The sequence below is a fragment of the Clostridium sp. 1001271B_151109_B4 genome (genome assembly GCF_015670405.1).
Lineage (GTDB): Bacteria > Bacillota > Clostridia > Clostridiales > Clostridiaceae > Clostridium.
This window is the reverse complement of record NZ_JADPBQ010000002.1, coordinates 1-20,931: the sequence shown is the minus strand read 5'-3', so window position 1 is coordinate 20,931 and position 20,931 is coordinate 1. Positions and strand designations below refer to the sequence as shown.

Genomic DNA, 20,931 nt, shown 5'->3' with positions numbered 1-20,931 from the left:
TGATAGAAAGTGTTTTTTTTGTATGAAATTTTTAAATCATGCATTAAAAAATACATAAAATTGCAGCTATTTTACATATAAAAATTAATTAAATATTGTTTATAATAAAAAATATAAAATATTGATAAGATATCAGTAATATAATAGGTTAATGTGAATTGTAAAATATTATAAGCATGATTAATTTTAGATAAATTAATCGCGTTCTTTTTTAGATTTTTCTATTTTCATTTCTTTCTCTAATACAAAGGTCATGATTATTCTTATAATAAATACTGAAGCTAAAATAATTAATTCATCCATATTTTTAATAATAACAGTTTTTAATATTTCTGCTGCTAACTTAAAATCTAAAGTTGTAACCATAACATCCGCAAATTCATATTTAATATCAACATCTCTTTTGAAAAATCTTTTTAAAATATAATGATAAAAGGCTGTAAAGACTCCAAGAGTTAAAATAAGAATTCCCATAAGCTCAAAAATATGAATAAGAATAGGTAAATATTTATTAAATAATTCTTCCAAAATATATACACCTCAAAGTTATAATATCTTTAGGTTGCCCAAAGCTTAAAAAATAATACGAATATAGTAATAAACTTATAAATAATTATTAGAATAAAAAATATGTGTATTAAATATTTTAAAAGAATGTAGGAAAACTAAATATGTACAAAACCATATGTAAAGGAGAAAAGGATGGAAGAGAATAAATTAAGGAAAATACAAAAAGAATTGATGATTTGTGAAAAACCATCAAGTTATTTGGAAGAAATCAAAGATTCGTTAAGAAATACACCCTTAGATGCATTGCTTGTACTTGAAAACACAGAGCAAAACCTTAAATATCATCCAGAAGGAAATGTATGGAATCATCTTATGCAGGTAATAGATACAGCAGCTAAAATAAAAGAATTTGCTAATGATAAAGAAAGTTTAATGTTAGGAGCATTATTACATGATGTAGGAAAAGGACCAACAACAAAGAAAAATAAGCAAGGTCGATGGATTTCATATAATCATGATGTAGAAGGGGTAAAATTAGCAGAAAAAATATTAGATTATTATAATTATGAAAATAATGAAAAAAGCAAAATATTAAATTTAATAAAATATCATATGCATCATCTTTATATAATTCAAGATTTACCTTTTGCAAAAACAAAAGAAATGATAAAAGATGTAGATTTAAATGATATGATTTTACTATTTATAAGTGACAGATTAGGAAGAGGACAATTAGAAGGTAATAAAAAGGCAAAAGAAATGGAAGATATAGAAAAAGTTATATCAATTTTAGAAGAAAACTACAATTTGGATTTAAAAAATATTAAAGAAAAGGTGAAAAAAATAGAAAAAATAATATAAATTTTAAGTTACATATATTCACTTATGAATATACTGGAAATTATCATCATATTATTAACATATAACAATATGGGGGTGGTTTCTTTGGAGATTATAAGTAAATTGAACTTAAATAAAAGAGAAAATAAATTTTATTATTTTATGGTTTTTATATTCTTTTGCGTAGGAATAGCATTAGGTACATATATAGTTAAATATATGAGTGCAAGAGATGCAACAGATCTTACGAGTTATTTTTCAACATTTACTGAAAGTATAGCAAAAGAAGCAGTAAATAATAAAGTTTTATTATTTAATATACTAAAGAAAAATTTAATACTTATAACAATAATTATAGCATTATCCTTTACAGTATTTGGTACGCCAATAATTCTTTTACTTGATTTAGTTAAAGGATTTACACTAGGGTATACTTTTAGTTTTTTAATTTCAACCTTCGACGGTAAAGGATTATGGTTGGCATTAGCTTCAACAATACCACAGAATATTATTTATATTCCCTGCTTTATAGCATTAAGTATAGTTGGAATTGAATTTTCTTCAACAAAACTTAAAGATAAGTTCTTTAATAAAGGTAAAGTAAATACAATAGTAGAGAGAGAACTAATTTTAAAGATTGGGGTATTTGCATGTGTATTCATTATCGGAACTCTAATTGAAGCATATCTTGGTCCAAATATTATTAAATTTGTAGTTACAAATGTTTATAAAGTTGGTTAATTAATAGATGATTATAAAAGGAAATTCTAAAGCTGTTGTCGAATAATAATAATTAAGGTGGGATTGGGGAGAATTATGAAAGAAATAGTAAATGAATATCGTGAGTCATTACTTGAAAGCCATAAAAGTGATAATACTGTTTATGCTTACGTAACTGATGTGAATTTGTATATCAAGTATCTAAATAGTAAAGATATATATTTAGATGAAACTGATAATGTTACAGTTAAAAATTATATCGACCATTTGTTGGAAGAGGGAAAATCTGAAAGATCAATAAGTAGAATTGTGATTAGCTTAAGAAGCTTTTATAATTATTTAAAAGATCAAAAGATAATAAGGGATATACCGAAGATATATTATAAGAGTACAGATCAATCAAAGAAGCTTCCAGAAATATTAACTGTTGAAGAGGTAGATAAGATTATTAAGATAGTAGATAAGGACTGTAATAAGGGCGTTAGAGATAATGCATTATTAGAACTTATGTATGCTACAGGAATGAAAGTTTCTGAAATAATTAATTTAACCGTTGAAGATGTAAATTTAGATTTACTGTATGTTAGGTGTCATGATAATAAAAATTATGAAAGACTTATCCCTATTGGAAGAAGTGCAGAGGCGGCTTTAAGAGAATATTTATCTATAAGAGATATAATAGCTTCAGCAGGGGTACACAACTTGTTTGTTAATTTAAATGGAAACCAATTAACAAGACAAGGTGTTTGGAGAATAGTAAAAGAATATTCTCACAAGGCAGGAATAAATAAGGATGTTAATTTAAATACATTTAGGCATTCCTTTGCAGTACATCTACTTCAAAATGGAGCAAATGTAAGAGCAGTACAAAAACTTTTAGGAAATCAAGTATTAACTTACATGGATACTTACTATGAGATAATAAATAATGATAAAATAAACTTAGTTTATAAGAACTCCCATCCAAGAGCGTAAGGCTTTTAAAAAGGGGCTTTATATACGAAAGGAGAAAAAATATGAAAAGAGCTATATTAATTGTATTAGACAGTGTAGGAGTTGGAGAATTAGAGGATGCAAAGAGCTATGGTGATGAAGGAACTCATACTTTAGATCATGTATATAAATCTTGTAAAGGTCTTGAAATAAAAGAACTAGAAAAGTTAGGAATAGGTAACATAGAAGGTGTTAATGCTCCTAACAAATGTGAAAATGCTATAGGTGCTTATGGTAAAAGTAAAGAAGCATCAAAAGGAAAGGATACTGTTACAGGGCACTGGGAAATTAGTGGTGTAATTTTAGAAAAGCCTTTAAATACTTACCCACAAGGTTTCTCAAAGGAAATAATAGATGAATTTATAAAAAGAGCAAATATAAAGGGAATATTAGGTAATGTTGTTGCTTCAGGAACTCAAATAATTGAAGATTTGGGTGAAGAACATGTTAAAACTGGATATCCTATTATATATACATCTGCAGATAGTGTATTCCAAATTGCAGCTCATGAAGATATTATTCCTGTAGAGAAATTATATGAAATGTGCCAAATAGCAAGAGATATGCTTGTAAATGAATGGGCAGTAGGAAGAGTTATTGCAAGACCTTTTATAGGAGAAGCTCCAAACTTCAAGAGAACTTCAAACAGAAGAGATTATGCATTAGATCCATTTAATAAGACTATGCTTGAATATTTAAAAGAACAAAATTTAGAAGTTGCAGCCGTTGGTAAAATTGAAGATATCTACAATGGAAAGGGTATTACTTGTGCAGTTCATACAAAAAATAACATGGATGGTGTAGATAAAACTTTAGATTATATGGATAGTATAAAAGAAGGACTTATCTTTACAAATCTAGTTGACTTTGATATGTTATATGGACATAGAAATGATCCAAGTGGATACGGAAAAGCATTAGAAGAGTTCGATAATAGACTACAAGAGATTTATTCAAAAATGACTGATGAGGATATCCTTATAATAACAGCGGACCACGGCTGTGATCCTACAACTAGTAGTACAGACCACTCAAGAGAGCATATACCAGTACTTGTTTATGGAAAACATGTAAAACCAGGAGTTAATATTGGAACAAGAGAAACATTCTCTGATATAGGAAAAACAATATTAGATTTCTTTAATGTTAAAAATGAACTAGTTGGAAAAAGCTTCTTAAATGAAATAATGGAATAGTTAGGGGATGAAACTTATGAGAATGTATGACCTTATAATGAAAAAAAGAAAAGGCGAGGAATTAACAAAAGAAGAAATAAACTTTTTTGTAGAAGGATTTACAAATGGAAGTATACCAGATTATCAAGCATCAGCAATGCTTATGGCTATATTTTTCAATAAAATGAATAAGAGAGAAACTGCAGAATTAACTAATGCTATGGTTGAATCTGGAGATAAAATTGATTTAAGCAATATTAAAGGAATAAAGGTAGATAAGCATTCTACTGGTGGTGTTGGAGATAAAACATCAATTTGTTTAACTCCTTTAGTTGCATCACTTGGAATACCAGTTGCTAAGATGTCAGGAAGAGGTTTAGGCCATACTGGTGGTACTATAGATAAACTTGAAACATTTAATGGTTTTTCTGTTGAGTTAACAGAAGAACAATTCATGGAAAATGTTAATAATATTAATATTGCTATTATGGGGCAAAGTGGAAACTTAGTCCCTGCTGATAAGAAATTATATGCATTAAGGGATGTTACAGCAACTGTTGATAATATGTCTTTAATAGCATCAAGTATTATGAGTAAGAAAATAGCTTCAGGAGCTGATGCCATAGTTTTAGATGTTAAGGTTGGAGATGGTGCATTTATGAAAACACCAGAAACAGCTAAAGAACTTGCAAGAGAAATGGTTGATATCGGAAATCATCTTGGAAGACAAACTATTGGAGTAATTTCTGATATGGATCAACCATTAGGATATGCAATAGGAAATAGTTTAGAAGTTATGGAAGCTATTGAATTATTAAAAGGAAATGGACCGAAAGACCTTTTAGAACTTACTTTAACTATAGGATCAAACATGTTACTTTGTGCTAAAAAAGCAGAAAGTGAAGAAGAAGCAAGAAAAATGTTAGAAGAAAATATAGCTAATGGAAAAGGCTTAGAAAAGCTTAAAGAATTTATAAAAGCACAAGGTGGAGATATTTCACCAATAGATGATTTTAGTAAATTCCCTAAGGCTAAGTATATTAAAGAAGTTATCGCACCAAGGGATGGTTATATTACTAAGATCAAAGCAGAGGCTTTTGGACTAATTGCCATGGAACTTGGAGCAGGGCGTGCAACTAAAGAAAGTGAAATAGATTTAGCTGTAGGGCTTGTTTTAAATAAAAAGAGAGGCGATAAAGTTAACAAGGGTGATGTTCTAGCGTACATACACTCAAATAATGAAGGTAATATAGAAAAGGCTAGAGAAAGTATTTTAAGTAATATAACTATTGAAGATAGATATGACTTAGATATTCCACTAATTTATGATATTATAAGATAAAACTAACAAACTTAATCAGTGATAAACTTAAGCAGTGACAAATGACAAATGGCAAATGGCAAATTGAGGGTAAAACTTCTTGGGGAATTTCTAAAATATAATTTAAATTTAGCATAAGCTAAATTTATTCCTTAGCTTGAAACTTGTAACTTGAAACTGACTTAAGTTTATCACTTTTAAAGATTAGGGGTGTAGCCTAAGAGGAAAATATGATAAAGAGAAAGTAAAATTCTTTTTATCATATTTTTATTTTTTTGGGAAATAATAAGCTTAAAAGGAGGAGAACAAATGAAGAAAAAAATATTTAAAAAAATCTCTATTATTCTTTTATGTTTATTATGTTTAAATACAGTTGTTCCAATGGCAGCTGAAAAAAATGAATTAGAAAATGAATATCCACAGGATATTTACACAGCATGTTTAGAAGAGGGAATGAATGTAGATGCAAAATCTGCAATTCTTATTGAGCCTATAAGTGGTACAGTGCTGTATGAAAAAAATCCAGATGAAAAATTTGCACCAGCTTCTGTAACTAAAATAATGACAATGCTATTAGCAATGGAGGCTGTTGATAGTGGCAAGATTTCATTAGATGATAAGATAACTTGTAGTGAAAATGCTAAGAGTATGGGCGGAAGTACAATGCTTCTAGATACTGGAGAGGTTAGAACTGTTGAAGAAATATTAAAAGGAATAGCGATAGCCTCTGGTAATGATGCAGCAGTTGCTATGGCAGAATTTTTAGGTGGTTCTACTGATGAATTTGTTAAATTAATGAATGAACGTGCACAAGAACTTGGAATGACTAATACAACATTTAAAAATTGTAATGGTTTACCAGTTGAAGGGCATTTAACAACTGCAAGAGATATTTCTATAATGTCACTAGAGCTATTAAAGCATCCAACAATATTAAAATATAGCGGTACATATATGGAAACAATATCTGAAGGAAGAAAGAGTCCCATTGAATTAGTAAATCATAATAAATTAGTACGTTTCTTCGATGGATGTGATGGATTAAAAACAGGCTTTACTCAAGAAGCTAAATATTGTATAAGTGCAACAGCTGTAAGAGATGGAGTAAGAATGCTTGCTGTAATTATGGGTGCACCTACATACAAGGTTAGAAATAGAGATGCTAGTATGCTTATGAATTACGGTTTCTCAAAATATCAAGGTAAAAAGCTATTTAATAAGGATGATGATGTTGAAACTGTATATTTAGGAAAGAGTAAAGATAGATATTATGTAGCAAAAGCTAAAGATGACTTATCTATAGTATTCTTAAAAGGCAGTGAAGGAGAACCGGAAAATAAAATTATATTAAATGAGCCAAAGGATAGTTATACTGAAGGTGAAATAGTAGGAAAATGCGAAGTATATCTAGATGGACAAAAAGTTGGAGAAGTAGAACTATATTGTGATAGAGATGTTGAAAAAGGCGGATTTATTGATAACTTAAAATATAATATGAAAAATCTATTTAAAAAAGGTGTATAAATGGTATGTTAAGTAAGTAGAATATTTATTTATTTACTAAAATTAATAATATTGTATTGGTTAAGCTTATTAATAAAATTACAAATCTTACAAAAGGGATTAATTCATAAAAAAATGGATTAATTCCTTTTTTTATACTACAATGTAAATGTAGGAAGGTGAATTTTGGTGAAGAGAAGATTAATATATGCAATGGTAGTAGTAGGTTTATTAACGGGATGTTCAGCAAATAATGATGCTATAACAAATGGTGAGAATAATAATACAATTATTGAAGAAAATATTGAAGAAGAAACTATAGAATATACTGTGTTTAATGCTTTAGGAAAAAGCTATGAATCAAGTAAAAATATATATGAATTAAATGAAGGGGATAAGATATATGATGACATGAATGGTTATCCTCATGTGCAAGGTGAATATAAGGAAATAGACTTTGCAATAGATTTATTAACGGAATATCTACATAAAAACTCAGAAGCATATAATTATATTGTTAGTGATTGGGATAGTAATAGTGAAGACGTTGTATTGATAGCGGATGAAGAAAAAGAAAGAGTTATGGAAAATGCAAACTTTCTAGGAGAACAATTTGGTTTATCAAATGAAGATCCTGTTTATTTTAAGCTAGATAAGGTTATACTACAAAGTAAAAATGAAGATGATAGTATTGTTGAATTAGAATTAAGAGGTTACTTATCTGCAACTGATGGTAATTATAGGCCACTTGGAACATTTACTGTTACGGTTTATACAAGAGGTGATAAGTTATATGCTTCAATAGTTTAAAGTAATATATAATTAGTTTTTTATAAAGTGAAATATGAAAATGAAAGGAATTAATATTTTTATTTAAGCTAAATAATGGTAAAATATAAATAGTAATATTTTAAATATAGGAGGATTAAAAATGTCAATTTTAAAAAGATTTAGTGATATAATGTCATCAAATATTAATGCGTTATTAGACAAGGCAGAAGATCCTATTAAAATGATAGATCAATTAATGAGAAACTTAAATGATGATTTAAATAAAGTTAAAGCAGAAACAGCTTCAGTAATGGCAGAAGAAACTAGAGCTAAAAGAGAATTAGATGAATGCCAAAGAGATGTAAATAAAATGTTAGAGTATGCAAAAAGAGCTGTAGATGCAGGAAATGATGATGATGCAAGAGCATTTTTAACAAAGAAGGCATCATTATCTGAAAAGTTAAGTGCACTTAACACAAAGTATGAAGCTGCACATAATAATTCAGTTAAGATGAAAGAAATGTATAATAAATTAACAAGTCAAATTGAAGAGCTTAATGAAAGAAGAAGCACAATTAAAGCTAAAGTTGCAACTGCAAAGATGCAAGAGAGAATTAATAAAATGGGCTCATCTATAAATAATTCAAAATCAAGTTTAGATTCATTTAGCAGAATGGAAGAAAAGGCAAATAGAATGTTAGATGAAGCAAATGCTATGGCAGAATTAAATTCAAAGCCAAGTGATGGAATAGATGATTTGATGAGTAAATATGATAAAACTTCTAATAGTGATGTAGAAGATGAACTAGCAGCTTTAAAGGGAAATAATAATGCTTCTGCAATTGACGATGAGTTAGCAAAACTTAAAGAAGAAAAATAATATATAGAATGTTTTAATGGCGTGGATAATATAGGAGGCAAATAGTATGGGGTTGTTTAGTAATCAACTGTTAGACGTAATAGAATGGAATGAGACGAGAAATGATGTTTTGTTCTGGAAATGGAAAAATAGCGAAATTAAAAAGAATAGTAGATTAATAATAAGACCAGGTCAAGATGCTATATTTATGCATAATGGCAAAGTTGAAGGTGTATTTACTGAAGAAGGCAATTATGAAATAGAAACAGAAATAATACCTTTCTTGTCGACTTTAAAAGGATTTAAATTTGGGTTTAAATCCGGACTTAAAGCAGAAGTATTATTTATTAATACTAAGGAATTTCAAGTTAAATGGGGTACTAAAAATCCTGTGAATATTCCAGCACCAGGAATGCCAGGCGGAATGCCTATAAGAGCTTTTGGATCATTTAATGTTAAGATAGATGATCATATGACATTAATAGATAAGATTGCAGGTATTAAAAGTCAATTTACTGTTGATGATGTAAAAATGAGAGCTTTAGCTGTTGTAGATCAGCTTTTAATGAAATGGATAGTTAGAGAAGGAAAGGATATGTTTAATTTACAATCAAATTCCTTTGATATAGCAAATGGTATAAAGACTGATTTAGATATGGAAATGATTAAAATAGGTCTTACTATAACATCATTTAATATAGAAAACTTCAGTTATCCTGAGTCAGTTCAAAAAATGATAGATAAAAATGCAGCTTATGGAATGGTAGGTAATATGGCTCATTACCAAAATGTTTCTATGGTAGAGGCTATGGAGAAAAATCCTAATAATTCAATGGCTAATATGGCTCAAGCAGGAATGGGTATGCAAATGGGAATGAATATGATGAATGAAATGAAGAAAAACATGGAAAATAGTTCATCATCTAATTCATCACATAATGCTGGAGGAAATAATTCTAGTACAACTTGTAAGAGCTGTGGAGAACCTCTAAGCGCAAATGCTAAATTCTGCCCTAATTGTGGAATGAAAAATGTTCAAGAAGAAGTTACTAAAACAAAGAAGAAGTTTTGCAGCGAGTGTGGGGCACAAGTAGCAGAAGGTGCTAAGTTCTGTGGAGAGTGTGGCTGTAAAGTAAATTAAAAAGAATTATAATTTTGAAATAGGAAATACCTAAACTTAAGAAAAACATTTAAGGAGTACATTATGATTATTGATAAAGAGTTTTATAACAGAAGTGCAATAGATGTTGCTAATGATTTACTTGGAAAGGTATTAGTTAGGGAAGTTGATGGTAAAGTCTTAAGAGGAAAAATAGTTGAAACAGAAAGCTACGTAGGAGCTATAGATAAAGCATGTCATGCTTATAATGGTAGAAGGACAAAAAGAACTGAAATATTATATAGTGATTGTGGAGTATCTTATGTTTACTTTATATATGGTTTATACCACTGTTTTAATGTTGTTACTAATGAAAAAGATGTGGCAGAAGCAGTTTTAATAAGAGCAATTGAACCTTTAAATGAATTTGATTATATTTCACAAATTAGATATAAAAAACAATTTAAAGAATTAAGTAAAACTCAAATTAAAAACTTAACTAATGGTCCATCTAAATTATGTTTAGCTTATCTAATAGATAAAGATTTAAATGGAGATAAGCTATATGAAAAAGGAAAAATCTATCTTGAAGAATCTGAGGAAAATGATTTTGAAATAGTTAAAACAAAAAGAATTGGAATAGACTATGCAGAAGAGGCCAAGGATTTTTTATGGAGATTTTATATAAAAGATAATGATTTTGTATCAAAAAAATAACAAATGTAATTTCTGAACCTTCAAGGTATAGAAAAGTAAAAGGGAGAGATAAAGATGAGAGTAGCATTAATTGCACATGATAAGAAAAAAGAGGAAATGGTTAATTTCGCAAAAATAAATGAGGAAAGATTATCTCATTTAGAGCTTTATGCAACAGGAACAACTGGTTTAAGAATTATGGAAAATACAAATTTAGAAGTTCATAGATTAAAAAGTGGACCTCTAGGTGGAGATCAACAAATTGGAGCTCTAGTTTCTGAACAAAAGCTTGATTTAGTGATATTTTTGAGAGATCCATTAACATCACAACCACATGAACCAGATATAAATGCATTATTAAGACTTTGTGATGTTTATGCAATACCTCTTGCAACAAATGTTTCAACAGCTCAATTAGTATTAGATGCATTGCATAAATAAAAAAATAATATTGAAATTACTAACTTTTATCGGGATGGTTAGTCACATATAAAAAATAGAGTTGCTTAATGCAGCTCTATTTTTTTTGTATAATATTCATACAAAATGATACATTTACAATAGTATAACGTTCATATAAAATGATACATTTACAATATTATTATATACAAAAAATAAAAAAATATATGATGAATATTATTAGAAATAAAACAAGCATAAAAGTAAGAAAGTTTTCATAGAATTTTTTGAGAACAATAATATAGGGAATGTTTAGAATGAGTGTTAAAGTAGAATTATTTTCAGGTTTTCTTGGAGCGGGAAAAACACAGTTAATAAAAAAATTAATAGAAGAAGGCTATTATAATGAAAATATAGCAATTATTGAAAATGAATTTGGTGAAGTAAGTATTGATGGAACAATATTAAAACGAACAAATACATTAGTAAAAGAAATTAATGCTGGATGTATTTGCTGTCAGGTAACTGGTGATTTTAAAGAATCAATTTTAGATGTAGTTGAAAATTGTAATGTAGATAGGTTATTAGTAGAACCTACAGGAGTGGCAAAGCTAAGCGACATAAAAAAAGTATTTGAAGAAAAAGAATTAAAGGATGTTGCTTATATTGAAAAGGCAATAACAGTTGTGGATGCAGAAAAATTTAGTTTATACTTATCTAATTTTAAAAGCTTCTTTGACAATCAAATAAGAAATGCAGATATTGTTATATTAAGTAGAACCCAAAATATAACTAATGAAGAAGTTAAAAAAATACATGATCAAATAGTAAAAATAAATAAGAACGCAATTATTGTTAGCAAGGAGTGGAAAAATACTAAAGCTGAAGATTTAGTGCCAAAGACTTTTGTTGTAAGGAATAAAAATACAAAAAACGAAAAAACATCATTAAAGAAAAGTAACGTTTCTAAAGGAATAATTAAAAAAGAAAAAAATGAGGAAAATGAATTCGAAAGCTTTGCACTTAAGGTTAATAGAAAGGTTTCTAAGGAGGAACTTTTAAGTAAGTTTAATTTTATCAAAAATAGTTTTGAATTTGGAGAAATAATTAGAGCAAAAGGAATAGTTGATACTAATAATGGAAAGGAACAATTTGATTATACTTTATCTGAAATAAATATGGAAAAGATAGCTTATAGAGGTGAATCTGTTATTTCCTTTATCGGAACAAATTTAAATAGAGATAAAATAAAAAACTTTTTTCTTTAGGTGGTGGTGTTATGAAGGTTGGCGTAGAAGTAGTTACAGGATTTTTAGGGGCTGGAAAGTCAGCCTTTATTAATTCATTAATTAATAAAACAAAAGCGTTTGGTGAAAAAATAATAGTCTTAACATGTGAAAGTGGAAATGTAAAGATTAAAGAGATAAAGGAAGATGATATTACAGTTAAATATATTGATTTTTTAGGAGATAATTCGGAGTTAAACGGGGAAATTTATAAGATTGTTAACGAATATAAACCACATAGGATAATAATTGAATATAACGGTACAGAAACTTTAGAACATTTATATAGATGTATTTTTGATAATGAAACAGGAAAGCTAATAAAACTAAACACCATGTATTTTGTATGTGACGGAGAAAGTTTAGATTTTTATATTAAGAATATGGGTGAATTATTACTTCCTTTTATTCAAAGTAGTGATGTTTTAGTAATTAATAATTGTTATAAGTTAAGTGAAGAAAAAATAAACGAAGATATAGAGTTGCTTGGAACATTAAATCATAAGGCACAAATTATAAAGTCAAATAATAATGAAGGTTTTGAAAAAGCATTAGATAAAAGTAAGTTGCTTGAAAATAATTTTTTAAGAAACATGAGGGTTAAGATAATTGATTATATGAGAAAGTGAGTTAGCAGGTGAGAAAGTGAGTATAAGTAAATTTGAAGCTTGGATGTGGAGTTACCTAGGAATTATTGTTGAAGCATTACCTTTTTTACTAATAGGTGCAGTTTTGTCGGCAGTGATTCAAATTTATGTTTCTGATGAATTTATAAAAAAAATAATACCTAGAAATAGTATTATAGGTTATTTTATAGCTGCAATTGCAGGTATATTTTTTCCAGTTTGTGAATGCGCAATTGTTCCTATTGCAAGAAGCTTAATAAAAAAAGGATTACCTGTAGGTATTGGAATTACATTTATGTTAGCTGTACCTATAGTTAATCCAGTTGTAATTATGTCTACATATTATGCATTTCCAGATGACATAAGTGTTGTTATCTATAGAACTATTGGAGGAGTATTTGGTGCATTAATAGTTGGTTTATTAACTGGTGTAATGTATGACAAAAAGAAGAAAAATGAAGTTGTTAAAGATGAGAATGTTGGACTTTATTGTGATTGTTGTACTTATAGTAATAATTATTATATTTCATTAAAAGGAAAGATAAAAAATTTAATATTAAATGCTTCTAATGAATTTTTGAATATAAGCATTTATTTTATTTTTGGCGCTTTTCTTTCAAGTATTTTTGTTGTTTTTATGCAAGATAGCTTAATAAATAATATGACTTCAGGAAAAACTATTGGAATTATAATAATGATGTGTTTAGGATTTTTACTTTCTTTATGCTCAGAAGCCGATGCATTTGTAGCAAAAGGCTTTTTGGACAACTTTGGTGTTGCAGGGGTAATTGCGTTTTTAATATTAGGACCAATGATGGATCTTAAAAATTTAATTTTAGCCTTTGGATTCTTTAAAAAGAAGTTCGTCCTTAAGCTTTTAGCAATGATTTCAGTTGTAGTATTTTTGATTTGTTTAGTTATAGTTTAATTAATATATGGGGGAGATATGAAAAAATTCAATGTTGATGAATTAATATGGTTTATTATTTTAATATTAATGGGAGTTTCAATTGTTTTTCTAATAAGAAGTGGAAATATTACTAACTTTGTAGGCGTAGACATGATAAAATACTTTTACTTAAGTATAGTTATTTTAGGTGTATTTGCAATTGCTCAGTTTGGAAGAATATTTACTATTAAAAGAAGAGTTGAAATAACAAATAAATTTATTCCATTAACTTTCACATTGTGTATAGGTTGTATTTTACTTTTTATATTTCCATTATTAAAGACTAACAATATAAATAGTGATTTGGGCCTTACTAAAAACAATGATTCTATAATTATAAGTAGTGAAAATTATGAAATTTTAAATGACATAAATGACAATAAAGAAAAGTTTGAAGGAAAAAGGCTGAGTTTTTTAGGATATATAGATAAAAGCGAAGAAAATCCTGATTGTATTATTATTTCAAGAATAGCAGTGAAATGCTGTCAGGCAGATAAAGAAAAGATAGAAATAAGGGTAAAAGGTATTGATAGTGAGTTTCAAGATGGGCAATGGATAAGTGTAAGTGGAGAAATTTGCTTTGATGAAAAGTTCTTTATATTAGCTAATGAATATAAACTTCAAAATGAACCAATGGATATATATTACCATGAGCACCTTTAGGGTTGTTCTTTTATTAGAAAATTGATATTATATAAGTTATGAAACCCTATAAGATTAATAGGGGAGTTTAATAAAAATATAAAGGCGGGATGAATTAATGGAATTGCCAAAGGTTAAAGTGGCAGATTTTGAAGGACCTTTTGATTTATTACTACATCTTATTAAAAAGAATAAGATGAATATATATAATATCGAGATATATAAAGTTACAAATCAATATTTAGAATATCTTAATACTAGAAAAGTAATGGACCTTGAAATTACATCTGAATTTATAGTAGTAGCAGCTACTTTAATAGAGATAAAGTCAAAAAATCTTTTACCGAAAGTAAAGGTTGATGAAGAAGAGGAAAGTGAAGAAGATATTGAAAAAAGATTAATGGAACGACTAATTGAATACAAGAAGATAAAGAGCGTTTCGGAATTCTTTAAAGATAAATATATAAATGCTGGTGAGGTTTTTAGTAAAAAGCCTGAAATTATTGAAGAAATAAAGCCAGAAAAAATCGATAATGAGGATATATTTAAAAATCTTACACTTTTAGATTTATATAATATTTATAATAAAATATTAGAAACCTATAGAGAAAAACAAAATAAGGTTAATGTAGTACAAAAGAAGATATATGTAGATAAGTATAAGGTTGAGGATAAAATGGAAGAACTTTTAGAAAGGTTTAATTCTAGTGATGTTATTGAGTTTAATAACTTAATGAAAGAAAGTACATGTAAGCTTGAAACTGTAGTAATATTTTTAGCATTGTTAGAGCTTATAAAGATAAGAACTATTCAAGTTTTCCAAGATAAGAGTTTTTCAAATATACTTATTAAGAGGAGGAGAGATATTGAGTAACATTGATGTTAAGCAATATGAATTTAATGAACTATCAAGAAAGTCAGATATAAAATCAGCAATAGAATCAATGCTATTTGTTAGTGGTGAACCCTTACCATTAAGGGAATTAAGCAATAACTTAGAACTTAAGGAAAAGAATGTTGAAGAAATACTTAATGAAATGGCAAATGAATATGAAGATAAAAGTAGAGGAATAAGATTAATTAGCATAAATGGAGCATATCAATTAGTAACTAAAAGTGAAAATTCAGATTTTGTTCAAAAGCTATTAAAGAAAAATAAAAAGCATTCTTTATCCCAAGCATCTATAGAAAGTTTAGCAATAATCGCATATAAACAACCAATAACACGTATAGATATAGATGAAATAAGGGGTGTTAAGTCTGAATCTGCTATTGCAAGATTAATTGAAAGAGGATTAATTAAGGATATAGGTAGATTAGAAGTTCCAGGAAGACCAATTCTTTATGGAACTACAGATGAGTTTTTAAGACAATTTGGTCTGCAAACAATAAAAGAATTACCATCATTAGATTTATATAGTGATGAGGAAACTCAAAGTTCAATTGATTTATTAAATAAGGCAATTGAAGAGATGGAACCAGAAGAAGATGATTCTGAAAATAATGATAATGTAAATAATATAGAAGAGGAAGCGGTAGAAGTCATGAATGAAGCTGCTACTGATGAAGATAAATAATTTTTATTATATAAATAAAGCTGTATCAAAATTTAATTATTTGATACAGCTGTTTTTTATAAGTCTAAATCTTCACATTCAGTGTTAGTGGTTTTATCTTTAAAGAATCCTTTAAATAAGTCTAAAAGTTGAGGAACAGAATCTACTATTCTGTCAACAGTTGTATCATAATCTACAGGTTGCAATCTTACAGAGCCATCTTTAACTATTAAAAATGCTACCGGCTTTACAGTTACGCCAGCTCCTGAACCACCACCAAAAGGATAATTTTCATTTCCATCATCTTTAACAGCAACATGGTTACCAAACTCACTTCCACCAGATGCAAAACCAAATGTTACTTTAGAAATTGGGACAATAGAAGTTCCATCACTAGTTTCTACTACATCTCCAACTACAGTGTTAACATCTATCATATCACGTAAATTTTCCATAGTACTTCTCATCAAGTTTTCTAATTCATGTTTATCAGCCATAATAATCCCCAAATAAAGGGATTCACCTCCTATTTTTATTAAATGATTTTATAATAATAAAACATATATAAATAATTTTTGCTAAATTAAAAGTAATTATACTATTTAGTGTAAGTTCAAAAAGTATTTTATCTTTAAAAATAGGCTTAAAATCATTTTTATATCTTTTTATCTTAAATATAATAGAAAAAATATTTAATAGGATTGGATTAATATTATAAAGTAAACCAAAAGCTATAGCAGTTTTGCTTGAATCTCCTAAAGAATAAGAAATGTTACTATCAAACTTTAATGTTGGCTTAAATTTATTATGAATAAGGTTATGATAAAGTTTTTTAAAGGATATTTCTCTAGACTTAACTTTTTTATTAGAGGACTCATTATCATCTTTATGATTATCAATTGTATTTTCAATATCCTTATCCTTTTTGATTTTTTTCTTATTAAGAAATTTTCTTATTAAGCCACCATCATTAGATAGTAAATTAATATTATAAAATTTTAAGTAAAACCTATCCTTAGAAACGTAAAAATGAAAGCTCAGGGGGATAGGCATAAACAAAATTAATACTATAACAACAAAAATTATTAAAATATGCATAATTAACCTCTCCTAATCTTCTATTAGTATTGCCACAAAAATTGAATCTAAATCATAAAAATTTAATAAATATGTTTAAAAATTTAATAAATGAAAATACTACATGTGTAAGGAGAAAATAGGAGTGATGGATATGAAAAATTTTAAAATCCTAGGAGTAACTTTAAGTTTAGTACTAATTATTTGTAATTTAATGAATAATTGTGTATATGCGCAAAGCTTTGATGATGAAGATGATATTGAAGATTTAGCTATAATCGATAATATTAAAGATGATGAAATAGATGATGTTGATATGGAAAATCTATTAAATAGCATTAGAGTAAATGCAAGATGTGCTATAGCAATGGATAGTAAAACAAAGCAAGTGTTATTTGCACAAAATGCAGACGAAATAGTGCCTATGGCAAGTACAACAAAAATCCTTACAGCCTTGATTGCAATAAGTCAAGGTAATTTAGATAGAGAAGTAACTATAAGTAAAAACGCATCATCTATAAGAGGCTCAAAAGTTAAATACTCAGCTGGTGAGAAAATAAAATTAATAGAATTATTATATGGACTATTATATAAGTCAGGTAATGATGCAGCGATTGCAATAGCTGAAGATATTGGTGGTAGTGTAGAAGGTTTTGCTAATATTATGAATGACTATGCAAGAAGTTTGGGATTAGTTAATTCTCACTTTGAAAGTCCACACGGGTTAGACAGTGCTAAGCATTATACATGTGCTTATGATTTAGCACTATTAACTGCAAAGGCAATGGAAAATGAAACATTTTGTGAGATTTGTGGAACAAAGACTATAACAAGAGATGTATCTGGTTTTACAAGAGATTATAATAATATTAATAAAATTTTGTATAGAATTCCCCAAGCTAATGGAGTAAAAACTGGATATACAGGTCAAGCAGGAAAATGCTTAGTTTCATCTGTTAAGCATGAAGGTAGAAATATTATTATTGTAGTTTTAAATTGTAGTGACAGATGGAATGTTACAGAACAAATTTATAAATATGTTTCAGATAATTATTGCTTTAAGGCAGAGAATATGAAGAATGTTATAAATTCATCAGAATTCATTAATTTAGGAACAATAGTTCAAGAGTCAGAGTTTGATTATGGATTTAAAGGTGAAGGATCTGTTGAAGTAGAAGTATTTAATACATTATTTGACAAAAATAATGGAGATATTATAGGAAAGGTAGCATTAAACGATAGCGGAAATGAGTTATTAAAAAAAGCACTAATATGCGATACTGATATCTCACAAAAGGAATTTGATAACTTAATGCAAAATGAAGGCACTAATAATTAGTGCTTTTTTCTTTTATTGTCTATAATTTTGGTATAAAATGAATATGTAGGTATTGTTAATTATTATAATTAAAATAATGTGAATAGAATCGGAGGAGAATATTTTGAGTAAAACTATAGTAAAAGAATTAAAGGCATTGGCTAAAACAAAGTTTTTAAGTTTATATAATGCTGATTATATAAATAAGGCTGGTAAGGAAAAAACTTGGACAATTGCAACAAGAAAAACTAAAGAAGCATTAGAAGAACAATTCTTTAATGGAAAAGAAGATAAGGTAGATGCAGTTGTCATATTAGCATATCATAAGGATGAAAAGAAATTAGTTGCTATAAAGCAGTTTAGAGTTCCTTTAAATAATTATGTTTATGAATTGCCAGCAGGATTAATTGATAATAATGATGATATAATCCCAACAGTTAAAAGAGAGTTAAAAGAAGAAACAGGATTAGATTTAGAAGAGGTAATAGAAAGCAAAATAGGAAATAAACTTTATTTATCACCAGGTATGACCGATGAATCAGTTTCATTGGTATATTGTACTTGCTCAGGTGAAATTTCAACTGAAAATTTAGAAGAAGATGAAGATATTGAAACTATACTAGTATCTAAAGAAGATGCAATTAAAATATTAAATAGTAATGAAAGATGTGATATTAAATTCTTTATGGCTCTACAAAGTTTTGTAGCTATGGGTGAGGAAATTTTTAAATAGATTAAAAAAATGATTAAAATATTTAAAAATTTTATAAAAAAATCAAATAGTTTTATTTACTAAATGTTAGTTTCATGGTATATTAGTAGAAACTTAGCATATTGTTCTACAAAATATTTATTTTGGGATATATGGGAATGACAATTTCAGGGTGAAACTTATGAAAAAGATATAAATAACATTGGGGGGGAAACAACATGAAGAAAAACGAATATGGATTATTTACTGCTATAGCAATGATTGTTGGAATTGTTATAGGTTCAGGAATATTCTTTAAAAGTGATAATATTCTTGTTGCTACTGGAGGAAGTGTAGCGTTAGGAGTATTAGTATTTTGCATAGCAGCAATTGCTATAATTTTTGGTAGTTTAACTATATCACAATTAGCATCAAGAAGTTCAAGTGAAGGTGGATTAATAGCATATGCTGAAGAGTATTATAATAAATCAACATCATGTGCTTTTGGATGGTTCCAAACATTTTTATATTTTCCAACATTAATTGCAGTAGTTTCTTGGGTGGCTGGAATCTACATTTGTATTTTATTTGGAATAGAAGGAACATTAGAAAATCAAATGCTAATTGGATTAGGAATAATGGTATTCTTATTTATAATTAATACTTTATCAGCAAAGTTAGGTGGATTATTTCAAAATGCATCTACAATAATAAAATTAATACCTTTATTATTAATTGCAGTTACTGGATTAGTATTTGGAGATACAAGCAGTGTTTCATTTAGTGATGTTACTGCAATGAAGTCTACAGGATGGATTGCTGCAATAGCACCAATTGCATTTTCATTTGATGGATGGGTAGTTTCAACATCAATTTCACATGAAATAAAAGATTCAAAAAGAAATTTACCAAAGGCTCTTATAATAGCACCTATATTTATTTTAATAGTATATGTTTTATACTTTGTTGGAATAAGTATGTACATAGGGCCAGAAACTATAATGAGCTTAGGAGACTCACATGTTGACTTAGCTGCAAATAACTTATTAGGACCATGGGGAGCAAAAATTATATTAATATTTGTTATAATTTCAATCATGGGTACTGTTAATGGATTAACTTTAGGTATGATAAGATTACCTCATTCTTTATCAGTAAGAAATATGTTCCCAAAATCAGAATTTGTAAATAAAATAGATGAAAAATTATTAATGCCAGTTAATTCTGCAATAGTAGCATTTATTATAACTATAGTATGGTATCTTGCTCATTATTTAACAACTAAATTTGGATTACTTCCAAATTCAGATATATCTGAAATTTCAATTACAATGAGTTACACAATGTATATACTTTTATATGTAAAAGTTATTCAATTAGGTAGACAAGGTAAGATTTCAGGTGTGTGGAATACTATAATTAACCCAATTTTAGCTACAATAGGTTCATTAATTATTCTTTTTGGAAGCATGGGTAATCAATTATTCTGGATATACGCAGCATTCTGCTTATTAGTAATGTTATCAGCAGTTTTATTCTGTAAGAAAAATGAAAAAATCATAAATAGTTGTTTAGAATAAAATATTAATAAAAAAATTAAAGCACACAATTATATGAGTTAACTCATGCAATTGTGTGCTTTTTATAATATTTTACAGTAGAAAATTTTATATATTAGGCGATTTATAGTAACAAAACGGATTTAATGAAATAATCTATATAGTGTGTAGTATTAATTTAGGAGTCAAGATGTTTAAGGAGACGATTGATTGTATAGATGCTGGTACTGAGTATTGTCCTTGCCATTTAGCTGAAAGTGGTGAATGCATACTTTGTTCTCAATTGCAAGGTAGTCATTTTTGTGATTGTTTAAATTGGAATGGAGTTTGTATTTATCAAG

The 20,931-nt window shown here is 27.6% G+C and carries 22 protein-coding genes and 2 pseudogenes; 21 read left to right on the top strand and 3 right to left on the bottom strand.

Annotation, left to right across the window (positions count from 1 at the left end; translation table 11 throughout):
- Positions 1-195: 195 nt before the first annotated feature.
- Positions 196-528 (bottom strand): DUF1622 domain-containing protein, encoded by a 333-nt coding sequence (locus I4V63_RS01655; RefSeq protein WP_243280426.1) that lies wholly within the window; start codon positions 526-528, stop codon positions 196-198.
- A 174-nt stretch (positions 529-702) separates the two neighbouring features.
- On the opposite strand from I4V63_RS01655, the gene I4V63_RS01650 reads away from it, so the two are divergent.
- The 17 genes and pseudogenes from I4V63_RS01650 to scpB all read left to right on the top strand — a co-directional run.
- Positions 703-1,371 (top strand): HD domain-containing protein, encoded by a 669-nt coding sequence (locus I4V63_RS01650; RefSeq protein WP_195999571.1) that lies wholly within the window; start codon positions 703-705, stop codon positions 1,369-1,371.
- Positions 1,372-1,446: 75 nt separating this feature from the next.
- On the top strand, positions 1,447-2,091 hold the full coding sequence (spoIIM, locus tag I4V63_RS01645; protein ID WP_347707712.1) for a stage II sporulation protein M: 645 nt from the start codon (positions 1,447-1,449) through the stop codon (positions 2,089-2,091).
- A 75-nt stretch (positions 2,092-2,166) separates the two neighbouring features.
- Complete coding sequence (locus I4V63_RS01640) at positions 2,167-3,045, top strand: tyrosine-type recombinase/integrase (RefSeq protein ID WP_195999569.1); 879 nt, start codon at positions 2,167-2,169, stop codon at positions 3,043-3,045.
- A 41-nt stretch (positions 3,046-3,086) separates the two neighbouring features.
- Positions 3,087-4,259: a phosphopentomutase gene (locus I4V63_RS01635; RefSeq protein WP_195999568.1), complete on the top strand. Its 1,173-nt coding sequence runs from the start codon at positions 3,087-3,089 to the stop codon at positions 4,257-4,259.
- A 16-nt stretch (positions 4,260-4,275) separates the two neighbouring features.
- Positions 4,276-5,580 (top strand): pyrimidine-nucleoside phosphorylase, encoded by a 1,305-nt coding sequence (locus I4V63_RS01630; protein WP_195999567.1) that lies wholly within the window; start codon positions 4,276-4,278, stop codon positions 5,578-5,580.
- 288 nt (positions 5,581-5,868) lie between these two features.
- Positions 5,869-7,083 (top strand): D-alanyl-D-alanine carboxypeptidase family protein, encoded by a 1,215-nt coding sequence (locus I4V63_RS01625; protein WP_195999566.1) that lies wholly within the window; start codon positions 5,869-5,871, stop codon positions 7,081-7,083.
- A 165-nt stretch (positions 7,084-7,248) separates the two neighbouring features.
- Positions 7,249-7,872 carry a hypothetical protein gene (locus tag I4V63_RS01620; RefSeq protein ID WP_207746481.1) on the top strand — a complete coding sequence of 208 codons (624 nt, stop codon included), beginning with the start codon at positions 7,249-7,251 and terminating at the stop codon, positions 7,870-7,872.
- A gap of 121 nt (positions 7,873-7,993) precedes the next feature.
- A complete protein-coding gene (locus tag I4V63_RS01615) occupies positions 7,994-8,713 on the top strand; it encodes a PspA/IM30 family protein (protein WP_195952844.1) in 720 nt (239 codons plus the stop codon).
- A gap of 46 nt (positions 8,714-8,759) precedes the next feature.
- Positions 8,760-9,833 carry an SPFH domain-containing protein gene (locus tag I4V63_RS01610; RefSeq protein ID WP_195999564.1) on the top strand — a complete coding sequence of 358 codons (1,074 nt, stop codon included), beginning with the start codon at positions 8,760-8,762 and terminating at the stop codon, positions 9,831-9,833.
- Between the two features lie 63 nt (positions 9,834-9,896).
- Positions 9,897-10,508 (top strand): DNA-3-methyladenine glycosylase, encoded by a 612-nt coding sequence (locus I4V63_RS01605; protein WP_195999563.1) that lies wholly within the window; start codon positions 9,897-9,899, stop codon positions 10,506-10,508.
- Between the two features lie 54 nt (positions 10,509-10,562).
- On the top strand, positions 10,563-10,928 hold the full coding sequence (locus I4V63_RS01600; RefSeq protein ID WP_195999562.1) for a methylglyoxal synthase: 366 nt from the start codon (positions 10,563-10,565) through the stop codon (positions 10,926-10,928).
- 275 nt (positions 10,929-11,203) lie between these two features.
- Positions 11,204-12,154 carry a GTP-binding protein gene (locus tag I4V63_RS01595; RefSeq protein WP_195999561.1) on the top strand — a complete coding sequence of 317 codons (951 nt, stop codon included), beginning with the start codon at positions 11,204-11,206 and terminating at the stop codon, positions 12,152-12,154.
- Positions 12,155-12,165: 11 nt separating this feature from the next.
- Entirely contained in the window at positions 12,166-12,801 is a 636-nt protein-coding gene (locus I4V63_RS01590; protein ID WP_195999560.1) for a GTP-binding protein, read from the top strand.
- A 16-nt stretch (positions 12,802-12,817) separates the two neighbouring features.
- On the top strand, positions 12,818-13,726 hold the full coding sequence (locus I4V63_RS01585; RefSeq protein WP_195999559.1) for a permease: 909 nt from the start codon (positions 12,818-12,820) through the stop codon (positions 13,724-13,726).
- Positions 13,727-13,744: 18 nt separating this feature from the next.
- Positions 13,745-14,410, top strand: coding sequence for a DUF1980 domain-containing protein (locus I4V63_RS01580; RefSeq protein ID WP_195999558.1), 666 nt, complete (start codon positions 13,745-13,747; stop codon positions 14,408-14,410).
- Positions 14,411-14,507: 97 nt separating this feature from the next.
- Positions 14,508-15,263: a segregation/condensation protein A gene (locus tag I4V63_RS01575; protein ID WP_195999557.1), complete on the top strand. Its 756-nt coding sequence runs from the start codon at positions 14,508-14,510 to the stop codon at positions 15,261-15,263.
- Positions 15,256-15,840, top strand: a pseudogene (scpB, locus tag I4V63_RS01570) (SMC-Scp complex subunit ScpB); the annotation flags it as partial. The gene I4V63_RS01575 and the pseudogene scpB, both read left to right, overlap by 8 nt.
- A gap of 182 nt (positions 15,841-16,022) precedes the next feature.
- Here scpB and ytfJ read toward each other — a convergent pair.
- Positions 16,023-16,442 carry a GerW family sporulation protein gene (ytfJ, locus tag I4V63_RS01565; RefSeq protein WP_195999555.1) on the bottom strand — a complete coding sequence of 140 codons (420 nt, stop codon included), beginning with the start codon at positions 16,440-16,442 and terminating at the stop codon, positions 16,023-16,025.
- 22 nt (positions 16,443-16,464) lie between these two features.
- The gene (locus I4V63_RS01560) at positions 16,465-17,043 is read right to left on the bottom strand and encodes a DUF2953 domain-containing protein (RefSeq protein ID WP_195999554.1); all 579 of its coding nucleotides are present in this window, start codon (positions 17,041-17,043) and stop codon (positions 16,465-16,467) included.
- Between the two features lie 133 nt (positions 17,044-17,176).
- On the opposite strand from I4V63_RS01560, the gene I4V63_RS01555 reads away from it, so the two are divergent.
- The 4 genes and pseudogenes from I4V63_RS01555 to I4V63_RS01540 all read left to right on the top strand — a co-directional run.
- Entirely contained in the window at positions 17,177-18,361 is a 1,185-nt protein-coding gene (locus I4V63_RS01555) for a D-alanyl-D-alanine carboxypeptidase family protein (protein ID WP_243280424.1), read from the top strand.
- A gap of 103 nt (positions 18,362-18,464) precedes the next feature.
- Positions 18,465-19,073: an NUDIX hydrolase gene (locus I4V63_RS01550; RefSeq protein ID WP_195999553.1), complete on the top strand. Its 609-nt coding sequence runs from the start codon at positions 18,465-18,467 to the stop codon at positions 19,071-19,073.
- A gap of 197 nt (positions 19,074-19,270) precedes the next feature.
- Positions 19,271-20,611: an APC family permease gene (locus I4V63_RS01545; protein ID WP_195999552.1), complete on the top strand. Its 1,341-nt coding sequence runs from the start codon at positions 19,271-19,273 to the stop codon at positions 20,609-20,611.
- A gap of 169 nt (positions 20,612-20,780) precedes the next feature.
- Positions 20,781-20,931, top strand: a pseudogene (locus I4V63_RS01540) (sulfide/dihydroorotate dehydrogenase-like FAD/NAD-binding protein); the annotation flags it as partial.

Bases quoted from the DNA above. Each gene is read 5' to 3' on its own strand.
- I4V63_RS01650 (WP_195999571.1), top strand. From the start codon at position 703: ATGGAAGAGAATAAATTAAGGAAAATACAAAAAGAATTGATGATTTGT.
- I4V63_RS01640 (WP_195999569.1), top strand. From the start codon at position 2,167: ATGAAAGAAATAGTAAATGAATATCGTGAGTCATTACTTGAAAGCCAT.
- I4V63_RS01635 (WP_195999568.1), top strand. From the start codon at position 3,087: ATGAAAAGAGCTATATTAATTGTATTAGACAGTGTAGGAGTTGGAGAA.
- I4V63_RS01630 (WP_195999567.1), top strand. From the start codon at position 4,276: ATGAGAATGTATGACCTTATAATGAAAAAAAGAAAAGGCGAGGAATTA.
- I4V63_RS01625 (WP_195999566.1), top strand. From the start codon at position 5,869: ATGAAGAAAAAAATATTTAAAAAAATCTCTATTATTCTTTTATGTTTA.
- I4V63_RS01615 (WP_195952844.1), top strand. From the start codon at position 7,994: ATGTCAATTTTAAAAAGATTTAGTGATATAATGTCATCAAATATTAAT.
- I4V63_RS01610 (WP_195999564.1), top strand. From the start codon at position 8,760: ATGGGGTTGTTTAGTAATCAACTGTTAGACGTAATAGAATGGAATGAG.
- I4V63_RS01605 (WP_195999563.1), top strand. From the start codon at position 9,897: ATGATTATTGATAAAGAGTTTTATAACAGAAGTGCAATAGATGTTGCT.
- I4V63_RS01600 (WP_195999562.1), top strand. From the start codon at position 10,563: ATGAGAGTAGCATTAATTGCACATGATAAGAAAAAAGAGGAAATGGTT.
- I4V63_RS01595 (WP_195999561.1), top strand. From the start codon at position 11,204: ATGAGTGTTAAAGTAGAATTATTTTCAGGTTTTCTTGGAGCGGGAAAA.
- I4V63_RS01590 (WP_195999560.1), top strand. From the start codon at position 12,166: ATGAAGGTTGGCGTAGAAGTAGTTACAGGATTTTTAGGGGCTGGAAAG.
- I4V63_RS01580 (WP_195999558.1), top strand. From the start codon at position 13,745: ATGAAAAAATTCAATGTTGATGAATTAATATGGTTTATTATTTTAATA.
- I4V63_RS01575 (WP_195999557.1), top strand. From the start codon at position 14,508: ATGGAATTGCCAAAGGTTAAAGTGGCAGATTTTGAAGGACCTTTTGAT.
- ytfJ (WP_195999555.1), bottom strand. From the start codon at position 16,442: ATGGCTGATAAACATGAATTAGAAAACTTGATGAGAAGTACTATGGAA.
- I4V63_RS01560 (WP_195999554.1), bottom strand. From the start codon at position 17,043: ATGCATATTTTAATAATTTTTGTTGTTATAGTATTAATTTTGTTTATG.
- I4V63_RS01555 (WP_243280424.1), top strand. From the start codon at position 17,177: ATGAAAAATTTTAAAATCCTAGGAGTAACTTTAAGTTTAGTACTAATT.
- I4V63_RS01545 (WP_195999552.1), top strand. From the start codon at position 19,271: ATGAAGAAAAACGAATATGGATTATTTACTGCTATAGCAATGATTGTT.